A 14,088-nucleotide genomic window follows, 5' to 3' on the forward strand; every position below is an offset into this window, starting at 1 on the left:
GGTTCTCCTTCAGTGGTTCTGCAGGTGCGCGAGCGCGGCAGCCTGGTGACGGGAGTCGAAATTCTCCTCGACCAGGCGGCGGGCAGTGGCGACCAGTTCGGCGGTGTCGGTGTGCAGGGCATCCTCAATGGCCTCGGCGAGCCTGCCGGCATCCCCGGTGGGCACCAGCCAGCCCGTGCGCCCGGTGATGATCACCTCGCCGACGGCGGTGACATCGCCTGCCACGCACGGGATGCCGCGGGCCATGGCCTCGAGCAGGACGGTGGGCAGGCCGTCGGCATTGCCGTCGGAACCGACGACGAAAGGCGCGACGAAAAGGCGGCGGGTGCCCAGCAGTTCGGCGACCTCGGCCTGGGTGAGCGGGCCGAGCAGGGTGACGGCGTCCCGGAGCCCGGCGGTGTTGATCTGGGCCTGCAGTTCCTCCCGCAGCGGTCCGTCCCCGGCGATCTCGGCGGTGACGTTGAGCCTGCGGGCGCGGAGGATGCGGACGGCGTCGACAAGGAGGGAAAAGCCCTTCTTCTCCACGAGGCGGCCGACGCCCAACAGCGTGAGCTCCGGTGCGCGTTCCGGCTGGAAGGGGAACCGCGCCAGCTCCAGGCCGTTGTAGACCAGCCTGATGCGCTCCGCGGATTCCGGGAAACGTGAGCAGAGATTGTCCAGGTTGTAGCGGCTGATGGTGATCGCGTGGTGGGCGTCGGCGAACTTCTCGCGCAGGTCCTCCTCCACCACCGATTCGTGGAAGATGTCCTTGGCGTGGGTGGTCATCGACCACGGCAACCCGGAGATCCGTCCCGCCAGACGCGCGACCGTGCTGGCCAGAGTGGCGAAATGCGCGTGCAGGTGGCTCACCCCGTGCTCAACGGCAAGCTGCGCCACCTGCACGGCCTGCGCGGCGTCATCATGACGGTGGCGCAACAGCTCCTCCAGGTGCGGCCCGGCCTCCGGGGTGAGCATCTCCCACAGGCGGGAGGCGCTGCCCGGACGCGGGACGTGGATGACCGGGGCCTGCACGCGCGCCAGCTCCGGATGGAAACGGGCATCGGTGCACGGACGCAGGGAGAAGATGACCACCTGCTCACCACGGGCCTCCCGCGCCAGGATCTCAGAGACGATGAAGGTCTCCGAGAACCGCGGGTACATCTTGAGCACATAACCGATGACGGACTTATCCTCAGGCATGCTGCTTGACCTCCAGGAGCTCGCCGGCCAGCGCACCGACCGTGGCCAGACCATCGAGATTGATGTGTCCGCGGCAGACACGGCGATGCACCGCCTCGTGCATCCAGGCCGACAGATCCGCCGAGGTCACCTCATGCGGGGAGATCACGTCGATCCCCCCGGCCCGCTCCACCGCCCGCGCCCGGATCTTCTGCTCCGCGCGCCGGGCATCCCGCGGCACGACGAGTGCCGGGGTGTCGGTGGCGAGCACCTCCGTGATTGAGTTGTAGCCGCCCATGCAGATCACTCCTTCGGTGTGCCCGATCAACTCGGTGAGTCCGGGCAGGAAACGTACGACAGTGGTGGTCACTGTATTGGCGGCCCGGTTGAGGCGCTCGACATGCGCATCCGGCATCTGGGGGCCGGCGACGATGAGGTGGCGGTGCCCGGGTGGGACGGTGGCCTCCGCCGCGGCCAGGGCCAGCCGGCCGCCGTCGGAACCGCCGCCGACCGTGGTGAGGAAGCAGGGCTTCTCCGGCAGGGCGGCGGGCACGGTGGTGCAGGTCGGGCGCGGGGCGAGGTAGCCGGTGAACACGGCCGTGCTGGCAAGCTCGGCCGGCACCTCGCCACTGGCGACGGGGTCGTGGACCTGCTGGTCGCCGTAGATCCAGGTGGCGTCGTAGTATCCGGCCACGCGTGCTCCCCCGCCGACGGCCTGCCATTCCCGGGCGACCACGGAGGGGGTGTCCAGGACCTCACGCAGACCCAGCACCGTGCGGCAGGGGGTCTCGCGCAGCATCTGCAGGGCGGGCAGCAGCTCCCCGCGCACGCCGAAGGGGTGGCGGTCGACGATGAACAGGTCCGGCCGCATCGCCTCGAGGGTGGCGGTGATGGTGCGGGACCGGATGTCGGCGAGTTCCTGCGGGCCCATGTCCAGGTGGCGGGCACCGTAGCCGTCGCTGGTGCGCGCGAAACCAGGCAGGACCAACCAGTCCCAGCCGTCGGGGAGATCAAAGGAGGTGGCGTGGCGGTGGCCGGCGATGAGGATGCCCTGCACCGGTTCCGGCAGGGCCTGGGCCAGCGCGAAGGCGATCGCCCGGTTGCGCCGGGTGTGCCCGAGCCCCACGGAGTCGTGGGAGTACATCGCCACCGTCAGTGTCATAATCAGCCGTCCTCGAATCAGTTCAACGTGTTAAACAGGAGTTTAGGAATCGTTTATGAGTCGTTCGTGAAACCGGAATGAGGACTTCTTCATGTTGGATCCGCGCCACTGGCTGGTGCTCGCCTCCGCGGAGGGCCCGGATGTGGCCGCGGTGCGTCGGCTGCGTGAGCTGCTGGAAAACCATGGCCTGGGCACGGATGCGGTGCAGGTGCCGGTCATCGGCGGCGAGGCCACCGCCATCGAATCCGCCTGGCTGGGTGAGGGCGCGCACACGCCTTATCTCCAGGTCCACAACATCAGCGCCAACCCGGAGCAGTGCCACCTGCTTTTCGATGCCGCCGTCACCGCACGTCTGCTCATCGGGGTCGAGCCCGGCCCACCGACGGCGATCATCTGCGCAGGTGTGCTCGATCCGGAGGATTATTTCGAGGATCCCGGAGAGTGCTGCATGGTGTCCACACCTGAGCAACTGCACGACTGCCTGCACGGTGGGGCGCACAGATACCGTTATGCCCGATAAGCCTGACATAATAGGCGGCATGAGCGAAGAGAATTTCCCGCCCTGCCCCGAGTGCGGCAGCGAGTACACCTACGAGATGGATCCCCTGCTGGTCTGCCCCGAGTGCGGCCACGAGTGGAACCCCTCCGCCCCGGTTGAGGATGAGACTGGCGCGGAGGCCCCGGCTATCAAGGATTCCGTCGGCAACGTGCTTGCCGACGGCGATTCAGTGACCATCGTCAAGACCCTCAAGGTCAAGGGTGCGAGCCAGCCCATCAAGGCCGGCACCACCGTGCGCAACATCCGGCTTGTCGACGCCGTCGACGGCCACGACATCGACGCCCGCGTCGACGGCTTCGGGCAGATGAAGCTGAAGTCGAGCATCGTCAAGAAGATCTAACCCCGCATAGATCCTTCGTTTAGCCACTTCAGCAGGGGGAAGTTAGCATGAGGGTATGGACTTCCTCTATACCCTATTCGTGTTCCTGCACATCGTGGGCGCCGCAGCCCTCGTCGGTGGCTGGCTCGCCACCTTCCGCAACCCCACCGTGCTGCAGTGGCAGCACATCGGTGCCTGGGTCCAGTTGGTCACCGGCCTGCTGCTCGTCGGCCTGGCCGAGATGGGTGACGGCACCGTCAACCACATGAAGATCGGCATCAAGCTGGTCATCCTCATCGGTGTGCTGGTCGCCGCCGTCATCGGCCGCCGCAAGGTGGCCCGCGACGAGCCGGTCTCCAAGGGCCTGGCCCATGCCGTCGGTGGCCTCTCCCTGATCAACATCGCCGTCGCCGTCTTCTGGTGATCCGCAGGTAGAACCCCGAAAGCCGGGACCCGTGATCGGGTCCCGGCTTTTTCACGCCTTAAAGTTCCATAGTCTCCGAGTCACCGCCGGTGGTGTCGCCGGTGACCTTCGACTTGACGATGCGCGCCAGCGCCGACATCTTCCCGCCCGGCAGTCCCCAGTACTGGGCGGACTCGGAATCCGCGCGGATCAGGCCGAGGGCGGGATCGTCCTTGCTTTCAAACCAGCCCTCGACGTCCTTGTTCCACAGCTCATCAACCTTGGCGCGGTCATTGACGAACTCAACCTCGGCGGCCACCGACAGCCAGGTGCCGGCCTCGGAGACGGCCAGGTTGACCTGCGGGCTGTGCTTGAGCGCATCGGCCTGGCCTCCACGCAGGGAGATGAAGAACCAGACGTCTGCATCATCGGTGACCTGCTGGGGAACCATCGGGTGGGACACCAGCTTGCCGTCGGCACCGGTGGTGGTCATCATGACCCAGTTCGCGTCCCGCAGCTTGGCGACGACGTCTTCCTTCGTGATCTCATCGGACATGGCGTGTACCTCCTGTGTGAGAGTTCGCGACGGGATGCCGCGTCGTGTGCGCCCCAGCGTATGTATCTGTGCGTCTGTGTGCCACGCCACTGGGCTGACCAGCGGTTCCGGCGTCCGGTGGCATCGCGGGCCGTCCGGGACCGTCCGGGGCCGTCCGGGGCCTGCGCAATATCTGACCGGAAAATCACTCCCGGCGCGCATTATCGCTGGTCGATCAAAGATATGACGTCAACCGTTGCGCAACCCGGCCCGGTTCGGCCCAGGACGGCGGTGAGCTTTCAGACGGCCTCAGGCCTGGCCGCGCTTGGTGTAGCCCATCCGCGGGCGGAAGCCACCGGGGTGCTTCATCTGGGCGACGGCATCGGAGATGACCATCCGGAAACGCGGGTTGATGGGCGGCAGCTGGGCGATGGAGAACCAACTGACGTCGACGGATTCGTCATCACCCACGGCCGGGGTGTCGTCGCCGACCACGCTCAGGCGCATGCTGGTGTCCATGTAGCGAGTGACATCACCGTTGTCGTAGGTGACCGGGCCGACGGCTCCGACACCGAGGAGTGCCTCGACGCGGGTCTCCAGGGTGGTCTCCTCGCGGGCCTCGCGCACGGCGGTGACGTGGGGTTCCTCACCGGGGTCGCTGATGCCGCAGACAGGGGTCCACTCGCCGTTGTCGGCACGTTTGACCAGCAGTACCTCGGGCACGGCCCAGATCGGGGCGCCCGGGGGCACGTCGCGGATGACCACGGCGGTGACAGCGGGCAGCCAGAGTTCGTCGGTGCCGATCTTCTCGCGCAGGCGGAGGATGAAATCAGGGATGGCCACGGGGAGGGTCCTTTCTAGAGGTCAGCGATGAGGTCGGCGATGTCGTCCTGGCGGCGGTACCGGAACCGGGAGACGGTGCGCCGGCGCGGTGCACCGGCATCCAGTCCGACAGCCTGGTTGATACGCGGCAGGACATCGGTCTCCGCCGGGTTGAGCCAGGTGTCCAGGCCGGTGGCGTTGAGGATCTCGGCGAGCCCGGTCAACCCCGTCCGGCGCGGGCTCGCGTGCTGGATGTCGAAGCCGCCCTCCTCGGTGAAGGTGAGCCAGATGCGTTCCCCTTCACCGATGCCGGCGGCCTCGAGGAAGCGGCGGATGGTGCTGATGGTGGCACCGGTGCGGGACTGGCCGATGGTCTGCTCGCCGAGCGGGCTGTTCAGCACGCGTTTGCCGAGCATGGGTACCTCGAGGGCGGCGGCGACCCCGCGTGGCAGGCCGGAGCCGGAACCGCGGAGGTGGTCGGCGGTGACGGTGGTGAGCAGGACCAGGGAGCCGTCGATACGGTACAGGCCCGGGGTTTCCCGGGGGTCGGTATCGGGTTCCTGGATCTCGTCGACGCGGCTGACCATGCCGTCGACGGTCTGGAAGTCGGCGGAGGCGGCGTAGGTGCGCACGCTGGATGCGGAGACGCCGAGGGTGAGGACGGCTTCCTCGATGAGGTGCTGGACACGTACAGGGCCGGCCTCGACGCGCCGGCCGATCCATTCGGCCAGGCCGGAGTATTCCTCCAGGCCCCAGTCGCGCAGGGCCCAGCGGTCGCGGCCGGTGCGGATGATGCGGTCGTCGGCGCCCATGGCGTTGCTCAGGGTCCGGGGGTTGGCCTCCCCGAGCCTGTCGATGATGTCCTGGCTGTTCAAGGGCTCTCCTTCGATGGCGAGCAGCGCGGCGGCGCGGTCCTGGGCGGAGCGGTCGCGGGTGAGGATGTGCCCGTCGTGGATGGTGGCCGTGGAAGCCAGCCGCGCCCCCAGCACGGTCGCGTCCACTCCGAGGTGTTCGGCCAGGGCCGGGAGGGGGACGACGCCGAAATCATCGGCGAAATCAGCCAGGGCCTGGGAGAGGTCGGCGTCGAAGCCGGTGCGCTGGAACCAGCCGTCGGTGATCTCCCAGTCGTCGGCAAGCCAGGCCAGGGCATCCAGCAGCGGGAAGGAATCGTCGGCCAGGGCCGGCAGGTCACGGACCAGGTCCGCTGCCGGGGCGAGGGGGCTGTAGCGGCGGCCGAGGGCGTCGAGAAGCAGGTGGAGGGTGTCGTCGGGTTCGACCAGGCGGCGTTTGAGTCCGGTCTCCAGCTGGCGGATGCGTTCGCGGGTCACACCGTGGCGGGCGCCGATCTCCTCGAGTGTCCCGGTGCCGAGGATGCGGCCGTGAAAGATCTCCGCGTCACGCGGGTCTGAGCCGATGCGGCCCGACAGCACAGCGCGGGCGCGGCCCACCACGGCCGCGGCAGGGTCGGACCAGTAGGGGTCCGCAGCCAACGTGTCCAGGGCGTGCGCCACCGCCGGCGGCACCTCCGCATGCGGCAGGACCGGCAGCTGACCGAGCAGGGCCAGCCATTCCGCGACGGTCTCCGCGTGGGGGCGGGGGTTGTCGTCGAGGTAGATGTCCTCGGTCTCCACGGCGAGGTAGTCGACCGTTTCCGGGGCGTCGATGGCCGAGTGGATGACGGCCACCAGCGTGCGGTGCAGGCGGAGGCGGCCGAAGCCGGGGACCTCCGACAGTTGGGTGGCGGAGGCCTCTAGCGGGCGCGGCCAGAGGTTGAGCCAGCGGGCCATGACGGCACCGGTGCGCGGGAGGGAGTCAGGCACCTCGGCGGGGTCGAGGCGCGGGGAGAGTTCATGCATGGGCACGTGCCGGTGGCGCTGCAGCCAGGCGTGGGCGATGTCATCCGCGCCGGCAGGTTCCACCCCGAGGGTGGTCAGCCAGGGGAAGATGCCCGCATAGGACACCGCCGGGGCCTCCTCCACCGTCTCCGGGGGCACGAGGTCGCGCAGCATGCGGGCGAAGGTGGTCTCGTCGACGATGGGCACGCCGTAGTCGCGGGCCTTGCGGGCCTTGCCGCTCATGGTGTCCGGCTCGGCGGTGACCAGCAACGCGCAGGTGCGGGTGACCCCACCGACATCGAGACCCGCCGCGCGGGCCCGGCGCTCCCAGGTGTCCCGGCCCAGGGTCAGGGCACCGGTGAAGCTCACGCGGTCGCCGGGGCGCAGGCCGACGTCCTCGGCCTCGCCGTAGACGGGTTCGGCCAGCAGCTCGTCGACGGCGTCCGCGTTGACGGCCAGCTGCACTGCGATGTCGTGGAGGCGCGCGCGGTCGGCGCCGGTGACCACCCCGTCGGCCCAGGCGGCCACGGCCAGCTGGCGCAGGTAGTCGAGGTGGATCTCACGCAGTTCGTCCTGGCCCAGGCCCCACTGCTCGGCAGCGGCGACCAGCTGCTCGATCTCGGAGACCGAGAGGTTGCCGTCCAGCAGGGCGCCGCGCAGCAGCTGGCGGTAGCCGTCGACCTCGGCGACACCGGTGGCGGGCACGCCCTCTGCGACCCGTTCCAGCCAGTGGTCGGATTCGACGCGGTCGCGCACGCGGACCGGCTCCCGGGGCAGGTCGACGGGCACGGGCCAGGCCAACGGGGCCAGCCCCTCCTGGGTGGCACCGAACTTCAGCACCAGCTCGCGGTAGAGCCCGGCGGTGGCCTGGGCGTCGGCGAGTGCGGCGTGCGGGCGTGCGTTATCCAGACCGGTGCAGGCCAGACAGTCGGCGAGCCGGCCCGGGGCGCCGGGCAGCAGGCCGCGGGAGAGCTGCTGGGTGCACGAGGACCAGGCGCCGGCCTCCGGCAGGTCCACATCCAGGCGGGCGTATTCGGCGGCCAGGAAGCGGGTGTCGAAGGGGGCGTTGTGGGCGATGATGAGGCGGCCGTCGATAAGCTCGGCGAGTTCGGCGGCGATCCCGGAGAACCGCGGGGCGCGCACGAGGTCAGTGGCGGTGACGCCGTGGATGTGCGAGTTGTCGAAGCCGCGTTCCGGTTGCACCAGCGTCTGCCAGGTGCCCTCCTGCTGCAGTTCGCGGTCGAGGAGGACCAGGCCGATCTCCAGGACCCGGTCGGCCGGTCCGAAGCCGGTGGTCTCCAGGTCGATGACGGCGACGGGGTGTGGCACAGGCGGCATGGAGGTCTTTCTCTAGGAGCTGGGCAGGTACTCGGCGTCGGGGATGACGCGGTCGAGGACGGTCTGGATGGCCGGCATGGAGGTGTAGGACATCGTCATGGGCCCGGCGCCGGGGTCGGCGCAGGGCAGGTTGCGGTCGGAGTCGCGGGTGCCGGAGACGAGCCCGATGATGACGCGGCGGCCGTCGAGGTCGGCGTAGACCGGTCCGCCGGAATCACCGGCGCGGGCGCAGACCTGGGCGGTGGCGGCGACGGCGCGCAGTTCCACACCCTTGTGGTCGGCGAGGATCTCCACACCGGTCTGGTTGATGGGCTCACCGCAGGTCTCGCCGGTGGTCTGCCCGAATTTGCAGATCACCTCGGGCAGGTCACCGACCAGCTCCGCGATGACTGTCGCGGCCCCCGGTTCCGGGGCGGGCATCGGCGACCAGGGGTCGGTGATCTCGATGACCCCGACATCCAGGCGGCTGCTGGCGTCGTCGTAGAGATCGGAGTAGATGAAGCTGCCCACGGGTGCGGTGAAGTCGGCCTCGACCCCGTCGACGGTGGCCCACACCTTATCGCCGGGCACGCCGCAGTGGGAGGCGGTGACGGCGTAGGCCTGTTCACCGGCGGTGAAGCTGTAGGCGACGGTGCACTGTCCGACCTCGATGGTCTCCCCCGGCACGGGCACCGCCTTGGTGATGGTCACCCCGGTACCCGGCGCCCAGGGGCTGGACGTGGGCGCGCGGAACTGCGCCGGCACCTGTTCAGGTGCGGCGGCGACGATCTCGGCGAGTGGGGTGGGGTTGCGCTCCTGTTCGGCGACCGACCATGCGATGAGCGTGCCGACGGACGCGGTGGTCACCGCGGCCAGGCCCGCCCAGAGGCGGATGTTCACTGCTGGTCTGCGCCGTCTTCCCCGGCGTCGTCCGCCTGCTCCGCCTTCGCGGCTGCTTCAGCTGCCTGGGCCTTGATCTGCTCGGCGAGGCGCTCGGGGTCGAATTCCTCGAAGTACTCCTGTCGGGCCTTGTAGTGCCTGGCCATGGTGCTACACCTCCGTGGTGCGGATGGAATCGGTGATGAACTTCTTGACGGTCTCCGCGTCGTTGGGCAGGTCGGTGACGTGGCGCTCGGCGTCGAGGACGTCGGCGAAACGCTCCGGGGTCTCCGGCTCCTGCCCGGTGGCCTCCTTGATGGTCTCCGCGAATTTCACCGGCAGGGCCGTCTCGAGGCAGACAATCGGGGTGTCGACCTGTCCGCGCCAGTCACGGGCGACCTTGACGCCGTCGGCGGTGTGCGGGTCGAGCATGACGCCGAGGCGCTCAAAGGTGTCGCGGATGGTGGCCACCCGGTCCTCGTGGGTGGAACGCCCCGAGGCGAAGCCGTAGGTTGCTGCCGCCTCCGGGAAGGTGTCGTCCTCGGCCAGCGAGAAACCGTCGGCGCGGACGTCGATGCCGAAGAACTGGGCGGTGCGCTCCGCGTCACGGCCGAGCAGGTCGAAGACGAAACGCTCGAAGTTGGAGGCGCGTGAGATGTCCATCGAGGGCGAGGAGGTGGCCAGGGTCTCCTCCGCCGGGCGCGGCCGGTAGCTGCCGGTGCGGAAGAACTCGTCGAGGACGTCGTTCTCGTTGGTGGCCACGATGAGGCGGTCGATGGGCAGGCCCATCTGGCGGGCGATGTGGCCGGCGCAGATGTCACCGAAGTTGCCGGTGGGCACGGAGAAGGAGACCTTCTGGTCGTTGCTGTCGGTGAGCTTGAGCCAGGAGGAGACGTAGTAGACGACCTGGGCCATCAGGCGCGCCCAGTTGATGGAGTTGACCGCGCCGATGCGGTTGTCCCGCTTGAAGTCCGCGTCCGCGGAGACGGCCTTGACCACGTCCTGGCAGTCATCGAAGACACCGTCAAGCGCAATGTTGAAGATGTTGGGGTCATCGAGACCGAACATCTGCGCCTGCTGGAACGGGGTCATCCGCCCGGCCGGGGTGAGCATGAAGACACGGATACCCTTGCGGCCGCGCATGGCGTATTCCGCCGAGGAGCCGGTGTCGCCGGAGGTCGCACCCAGGATGTTGAGGGTCTCACCGCGGCGGGCCAGCTCGTACTCGAAGAGCTCGCCGAGCAGCTGCATCGCCATGTCCTTGAAGGCGGCGGTCGGCCCCTCGGAGAGGTGCCCGATCCACAGGCCGTCCTCCAGTTCAGTGAGGGGAACGATCTCCTCGTGGGCGAACTTCCGCGTGGTGTAGGCACGGGCCGCGATCGCCTCGAGGTCCGCTGCCGGGATATCGTCGACGAAGAGCTTGAGCACCTCGGCGGCCAGGGCGGCGTAGCCCTGCTCCGCCAGGAGGTTCCGCCACTGTGTCAGCTGCTCATCGCTGAGCTGCGGGTACTCGGCGGGCAGGTAGAGCCCGCCGTCCGGGGCCAGACCACCGAGGAGGATGTCGGTGAACTTGGCGGGGGTACGGGAGGAGTCGCGCGTCGAAATGTATTCCACGCAGACAACCATACGTGGCCCCACCGGGTGATCGGGCATCAGCGGCGGAATTGGCGTCAGTGGGCAACAAGCCTGCACAGCCGGGTCTAAGGTACTTCGTATGACCACGTCGTTGCTGAATCCACACCCCCGCGAACAGGTGACGCGCAAGGCGCTCATCGTCTGGACCACCGCGGTACTGGTGTACGTGATCGCCATCACCGGGCGCACCTCTTTCGGTGTCGCCTCAGTCGACGCGATCGACCGCTTCGACGTCGACGCCTCCCGCATCGCCGTGTTCACCGCCGTGCAGCTCGGCGTCTACGCCGGCTCGCAGATCCCCGTGGGCATGCTCATCGACCGCTTCGGGCCCCGCAGACTCCTCATGATCGGCGCGCTGATCATGGCCGCCGGCCAGGTGCTGCTCGGCTTCACCGAGTCCTACTGGGTGGCCATCGCCGCCCGCGTGCTCATCGGCGGCGGTGACGCCACCGCCTTCCTGTCCGTCATGCGGATCCTGCCCTACTGGTTCCCACTGAAAAAGACCCCGCTGTTCACCCAGCTCACGGCCGCCTTCGGCCAGGCCGGGCAGTTCCTGTCCGCCGTCCCCTTCCTCGCCCTGCTGCAGGGCCCGGGTTGGACCACCGCCTTCATCAGCCTGGGCGCCGTCGGCGTGCTGGTGGCCATCGCGGCGGCCGTGGCCGTCGCCGACACACCTGAGTCCTGGGAGGCGTCGAAGCAGAACAAGGACCCTGACCACGTCCCGGAGAAGAAGGAACCGGCGGAGAAGATACCCGTCGGCCGGCTGCTGCTGATGGTGCTGCGCGACCCGCTGTGCTGGCAGGGCTTCTTCAACCACTACGCCGCGATGCTCCTGCAGATCCTGTTCACCCTGCTGTGGAACGCCCCGATGATCACCCTGGGCATGGGGTTGCCGACCTCCGCGATCGGGGTGGTGCTGACCATCAACGTCCTCACCTCGATCGTCGCCGGGCCCATCCTGGGACCGATCTCCGCACGCCTGGGCAAGAACCGCATCCTGGCGTCCACGCTGTTCGCCGGCATCATCGGCGTCACCTGGATCATCTTCTTCCTGCCCACCGAACCACGCGGCATGACGGCGCTGATCATCGTCAACATCATCATGGCCTTCTTCACCCCCTCCTCGAACTTCGGTTTCGATGACATCCGGGAGGAACTGGACCGCCGCATCGTCGCCACCGCCACCGGCCTGGCCAACATGGGTGGTTTCTTCGCCGGCATGATCGCCGCCCAGGCCATCGGCATCATGCTCGACTACTCCTCCCACGGGCAGGCCTACACCTGGACGGACTTCCGCTTCGCCTGGATCGCGGCCATCGTGGCGTGGGCCATCGGCATGACCGGCCTGGTCACCTTCCGAATCCTGGTCCAGCGCCGCCGCAGGGCCCGTCGGCAGGCCGGGGACGGTGTCGCCCGGGTGGTGGATGAGACGGACTGCGAATAGCTCCCTGCGGGACGACCTGGACCGCGACAACGACGGCATCGCCTGCAAGTAACCCCTTTTACTACCCCCGGAAACTCAGACGATTTCCAGAAAACTGACAGGCAACGGTTAAGTTCTGGGAATGCGTAAAACCATCATCGGTCTTGTGGCCGCCTTCGCCCTGACAACCGGCGCTGTTCAGCCGGTCCACGCCACTGAGCAGGATGCCGTCGCCGTCCTCGAGGACAGCGCCTCCCCGGAGCTGTCCTCCGGTTCCTCCGGCGACTCCCCCAGGGACGAGTCCAAGGGCGAGGATGACACCGACGGCATCGCCCTTGTTGTCGGCATCATCGCGGTGACCGGTCTCATTGCCGGTGGCGTCTACTGGGCAGTCCAGGAGCGTCTGATCGCCAACCCGCTGCCGGGTATTATCCCGAACCCGCCGGCACCGCCAGCCCCGGCCCCGGCTGCAGCCCCGGCACCCGCGCCCGCTCCTGCTCCCGCTCCGGCGAAGGCTAAGGCTAAGGCTCCCGCCCCGGCCCCGGTGAACACGGCGCCCTACTACAAGAACTGCGCCGCAGTCCGCGCCGCTGGTAAGGCCCCGCTGTACCGGAACCAGCCGGGTTATGCCCGCCACCTGGACCGCGACAACGACGGCATCGCCTGCGAATAGACTCCGATCGTCCCCAGAAGCCGATTCTGAGTCTGCCGCCATGCCCCCGCATGGCGGCATCGGCATTTTCTGCACCCTGTTATCCCGGGTAAGGGTGGACTCCCGCAGCCCGCTGCCTGAATGCACCCTGGGGTATTCTCGGCGGTAGGCCCGCCCCATCGGACGTCAGGTGAGATGCCATGCAGCAGCCTTATCCCGGATCCCCGTTCCCGCCCCGGCCCGCCACGCCGCGCAACCGCGACCGGAAGAAGATCTTCGCCATCGTGGCCATCGTCGCCGGCCTGGCGATGTGGGTGGCCTCCGTCGAGGCGGAATCAGGCCGGCAGATCGCCTTCAACCTGATCGCCTCCCTCATCCTCCTCCTGCCGGGTGCGTGGTGGTTCCTGCAGGAGAAACGGGACCGGAAAGTCGCGGCGGAATTCGACGAGAAACTCCAGCAGCACGAGTACTACTCCACCCTGCTGGGCCCCACTGATCCAGACGTCGTGGCGGGCATGGGCCTGCCGGATCCTCCGAAACCGGTCAACCGCTGGTGGCCGATCATCGGCGCAGTCTGCTTCCTGCTCTTCCTCACCGCGATCTGGGTGCAGCCGGAGGACACCACCGGTACCGGGGGTGCCTACCGGGACACCGTCACCGAGAACACGGGGAACTAGTAATTCCGCCCGAGGATGTAGCGGATCGTCTCTTTGGGGTCGTCGAGGAATTCCCGCATGGCCAGCACTGCCTCGGCCTCCTCGAAGACGGTCTCGGAGATGCCGTCCTCGGTGATCTGGATGATCCCGGCGTTCGGGATGGCCATCATGATCGGTGAGTGGGTGGCGATGATGAACTGCCCGCCGCGGAGCACCGCCTGGTCGATCTCGGCGACCAGCGCCATCTGGCGGATCACTGACAGCCCTGATTCGGGTTCGTCGAAGACGTAGAGGCCGGCGCCGCCCATCTGCTCCCCCAGGACGGACAGGACGGATTCGCCGTGGGACATCTCGTGGCGTCGCCGCCCGGTGGCGGGCAGGGTGTCCATGATGGTCACGGTGTCGTAGTGGGTCTCGGCGCGCAGAAAATAACCCCGCGGGGGGATGTTCTTCCCCCGCAGGGTCAACCACCGGGACAGGGTGGATTCGGTGCGGTGGCCCTGCCCGCGGAATTCCGGGGCGCGCAGTGGGCCGCCGGCGGCGTCGAAACCCGCGGCGACGGCGATGGCCTCGACGAGGGTGGATTTCCCGGCGCCGTTGTCACCGACCAGCAGGGTGACGGGTGCGGTCAGGCGGAGGCGTCCGTGCTTCGCCAGGTGGCGCACCACGGGCAGATCACGGACGTAGGTGTCGTCCCTGATCGGTTCCAGCCCTACCGATTTAATGAACATGA

The 14,088-nt window shown here is 68.3% G+C and carries 16 protein-coding genes; 7 read left to right on the forward strand and 9 right to left on the reverse strand.

Annotated features, from left to right (window positions below):
• Positions 1–9 precede the first annotated feature (9 nt).
• Both NYP18_RS13910 and NYP18_RS13915 read right to left on the reverse strand, forming a co-directional pair.
• Positions 10–1,179 carry a glycosyltransferase gene (locus tag NYP18_RS13910; RefSeq protein WP_259428795.1) on the reverse strand — a complete coding sequence of 390 codons (1,170 nt, stop codon included), beginning with the start codon at positions 1,177–1,179 and terminating at the stop codon, positions 10–12.
• The gene (locus NYP18_RS13915; RefSeq protein ID WP_259428797.1) at positions 1,172–2,320 is read right to left on the reverse strand and encodes a glycosyltransferase family protein; all 1,149 of its coding nucleotides are present in this window, start codon (positions 2,318–2,320) and stop codon (positions 1,172–1,174) included. The genes NYP18_RS13910 and NYP18_RS13915 overlap by 8 nt, the downstream gene beginning before the upstream one ends.
• A 91-nt stretch (positions 2,321–2,411) precedes the next feature.
• Here NYP18_RS13915 and NYP18_RS13920 point away from each other — a divergent pair, with 91 nt between their 5' ends.
• The 3 genes from NYP18_RS13920 to NYP18_RS13930 are packed head-to-tail and all read left to right on the forward strand — an operon-like array spanning position 2,412 to position 3,622.
• The gene (locus NYP18_RS13920) at positions 2,412–2,840 is read left to right on the forward strand and encodes a hypothetical protein (RefSeq protein ID WP_259428798.1); all 429 of its coding nucleotides are present in this window, start codon (positions 2,412–2,414) and stop codon (positions 2,838–2,840) included.
• Positions 2,841–2,859: 19 nt separating this feature from the next.
• Complete coding sequence (locus NYP18_RS13925) at positions 2,860–3,219, forward strand: zinc ribbon domain-containing protein YjdM (protein ID WP_259428799.1); 360 nt, start codon at positions 2,860–2,862, stop codon at positions 3,217–3,219.
• Positions 3,220–3,274: 55 nt separating this feature from the next.
• Positions 3,275–3,622 carry a hypothetical protein gene (locus NYP18_RS13930; RefSeq protein ID WP_259428800.1) on the forward strand — a complete coding sequence of 116 codons (348 nt, stop codon included), beginning with the start codon at positions 3,275–3,277 and terminating at the stop codon, positions 3,620–3,622.
• A 58-nt stretch (positions 3,623–3,680) separates the two neighbouring features.
• Here the strand turns inward: NYP18_RS13930 and NYP18_RS13935 are convergent, their stop codons facing one another.
• The 6 genes from NYP18_RS13935 to thrC form a co-directional block, all read right to left on the reverse strand.
• Positions 3,681–4,157, reverse strand: coding sequence for a pyridoxamine 5'-phosphate oxidase family protein (locus tag NYP18_RS13935; RefSeq protein WP_259428801.1), 477 nt, complete (start codon positions 4,155–4,157; stop codon positions 3,681–3,683).
• Positions 4,158–4,445: 288 nt separating this feature from the next.
• The gene (locus tag NYP18_RS13940; protein ID WP_259428802.1) at positions 4,446–4,979 is read right to left on the reverse strand and encodes an NUDIX hydrolase; all 534 of its coding nucleotides are present in this window, start codon (positions 4,977–4,979) and stop codon (positions 4,446–4,448) included.
• Positions 4,980–4,993: 14 nt separating this feature from the next.
• Positions 4,994–8,131: an exonuclease domain-containing protein gene (locus tag NYP18_RS13945; protein ID WP_259428803.1), complete on the reverse strand. Its 3,138-nt coding sequence runs from the start codon at positions 8,129–8,131 to the stop codon at positions 4,994–4,996.
• Positions 8,132–8,143: 12 nt separating this feature from the next.
• Positions 8,144–9,010, reverse strand: a complete 867-nt coding sequence (locus tag NYP18_RS13950) for a trypsin-like serine protease (RefSeq protein WP_259428804.1) — start codon at positions 9,008–9,010, stop codon at positions 8,144–8,146.
• The gene (locus tag NYP18_RS13955; protein WP_259428805.1) at positions 9,007–9,156 is read right to left on the reverse strand and encodes a hypothetical protein; all 150 of its coding nucleotides are present in this window, start codon (positions 9,154–9,156) and stop codon (positions 9,007–9,009) included. The genes NYP18_RS13950 and NYP18_RS13955 overlap by 4 nt, the downstream gene beginning before the upstream one ends.
• Positions 9,157–9,160: 4 nt before the next feature.
• On the reverse strand, positions 9,161–10,603 hold the full coding sequence (gene thrC, locus NYP18_RS13960; RefSeq protein ID WP_259428806.1) for a threonine synthase: 1,443 nt from the start codon (positions 10,601–10,603) through the stop codon (positions 9,161–9,163).
• Positions 10,604–10,703: 100 nt separating this feature from the next.
• Here thrC and NYP18_RS13965 point away from each other — a divergent pair, with 100 nt between their 5' ends.
• The 4 genes from NYP18_RS13965 to NYP18_RS13975 all read left to right on the forward strand — a co-directional run bounded on the left by NYP18_RS13965 (position 10,704) and on the right by NYP18_RS13975 (position 13,376).
• Positions 10,704–12,068, forward strand: coding sequence for an MFS transporter (locus tag NYP18_RS13965; RefSeq protein WP_259428807.1), 1,365 nt, complete (start codon positions 10,704–10,706; stop codon positions 12,066–12,068).
• Entirely contained in the window at positions 12,031–12,120 is a 90-nt protein-coding gene (locus NYP18_RS15565) for an excalibur calcium-binding domain-containing protein (RefSeq protein ID WP_369415258.1), read from the forward strand. Before NYP18_RS13965 ends, NYP18_RS15565 begins: the two co-directional genes overlap by 38 nt.
• Positions 12,121–12,189: 69 nt before the next feature.
• Positions 12,190–12,720, forward strand: coding sequence for an excalibur calcium-binding domain-containing protein (locus NYP18_RS13970; protein ID WP_259428808.1), 531 nt, complete (start codon positions 12,190–12,192; stop codon positions 12,718–12,720).
• Positions 12,721–12,899: 179 nt separating this feature from the next.
• Positions 12,900–13,376: a hypothetical protein gene (locus tag NYP18_RS13975; protein ID WP_259428809.1), complete on the forward strand. Its 477-nt coding sequence runs from the start codon at positions 12,900–12,902 to the stop codon at positions 13,374–13,376.
• Here the strand turns inward: NYP18_RS13975 and NYP18_RS13980 are convergent.
• The gene (locus NYP18_RS13980; RefSeq protein ID WP_259428810.1) at positions 13,373–14,086 is read right to left on the reverse strand and encodes an AAA family ATPase; all 714 of its coding nucleotides are present in this window, start codon (positions 14,084–14,086) and stop codon (positions 13,373–13,375) included. The genes NYP18_RS13975 and NYP18_RS13980 overlap by 4 nt on opposite strands.
• Positions 14,087–14,088 lie beyond the last annotated feature (2 nt).

It is taken from the genome of Corynebacterium lemuris (assembly GCF_024919295.1).
In the GTDB taxonomy this organism is placed as follows: Bacteria; Actinomycetota; Actinomycetes; order Mycobacteriales; family Mycobacteriaceae; genus Corynebacterium; species Corynebacterium lemuris.

Bases quoted from the DNA above. Each gene is read 5' to 3' on its own strand.
- NYP18_RS13945 (WP_259428803.1), bottom strand. From the start codon at position 8,131: ATGCCGCCTGTGCCACACCCCGTCGCCGTCATCGACCTGGAGACCACC.
- NYP18_RS13955 (WP_259428805.1), bottom strand. From the start codon at position 9,156: ATGGCCAGGCACTACAAGGCCCGACAGGAGTACTTCGAGGAATTCGAC.
- NYP18_RS13910 (WP_259428795.1), bottom strand. From the start codon at position 1,179: ATGCCTGAGGATAAGTCCGTCATCGGTTATGTGCTCAAGATGTACCCG.
- NYP18_RS13970 (WP_259428808.1), top strand. From the start codon at position 12,190: ATGCGTAAAACCATCATCGGTCTTGTGGCCGCCTTCGCCCTGACAACC.
- NYP18_RS13975 (WP_259428809.1), top strand. From the start codon at position 12,900: ATGCAGCAGCCTTATCCCGGATCCCCGTTCCCGCCCCGGCCCGCCACG.
- NYP18_RS13920 (WP_259428798.1), top strand. From the start codon at position 2,412: ATGTTGGATCCGCGCCACTGGCTGGTGCTCGCCTCCGCGGAGGGCCCG.
- NYP18_RS13965 (WP_259428807.1), top strand. From the start codon at position 10,704: ATGACCACGTCGTTGCTGAATCCACACCCCCGCGAACAGGTGACGCGC.
- NYP18_RS13935 (WP_259428801.1), bottom strand. From the start codon at position 4,157: ATGTCCGATGAGATCACGAAGGAAGACGTCGTCGCCAAGCTGCGGGAC.
- NYP18_RS13915 (WP_259428797.1), bottom strand. From the start codon at position 2,320: ATGACACTGACGGTGGCGATGTACTCCCACGACTCCGTGGGGCTCGGG.
- NYP18_RS13980 (WP_259428810.1), bottom strand. From the start codon at position 14,086: ATGTTCATTAAATCGGTAGGGCTGGAACCGATCAGGGACGACACCTAC.
- NYP18_RS13925 (WP_259428799.1), top strand. From the start codon at position 2,860: ATGAGCGAAGAGAATTTCCCGCCCTGCCCCGAGTGCGGCAGCGAGTAC.
- NYP18_RS13930 (WP_259428800.1), top strand. From the start codon at position 3,275: ATGGACTTCCTCTATACCCTATTCGTGTTCCTGCACATCGTGGGCGCC.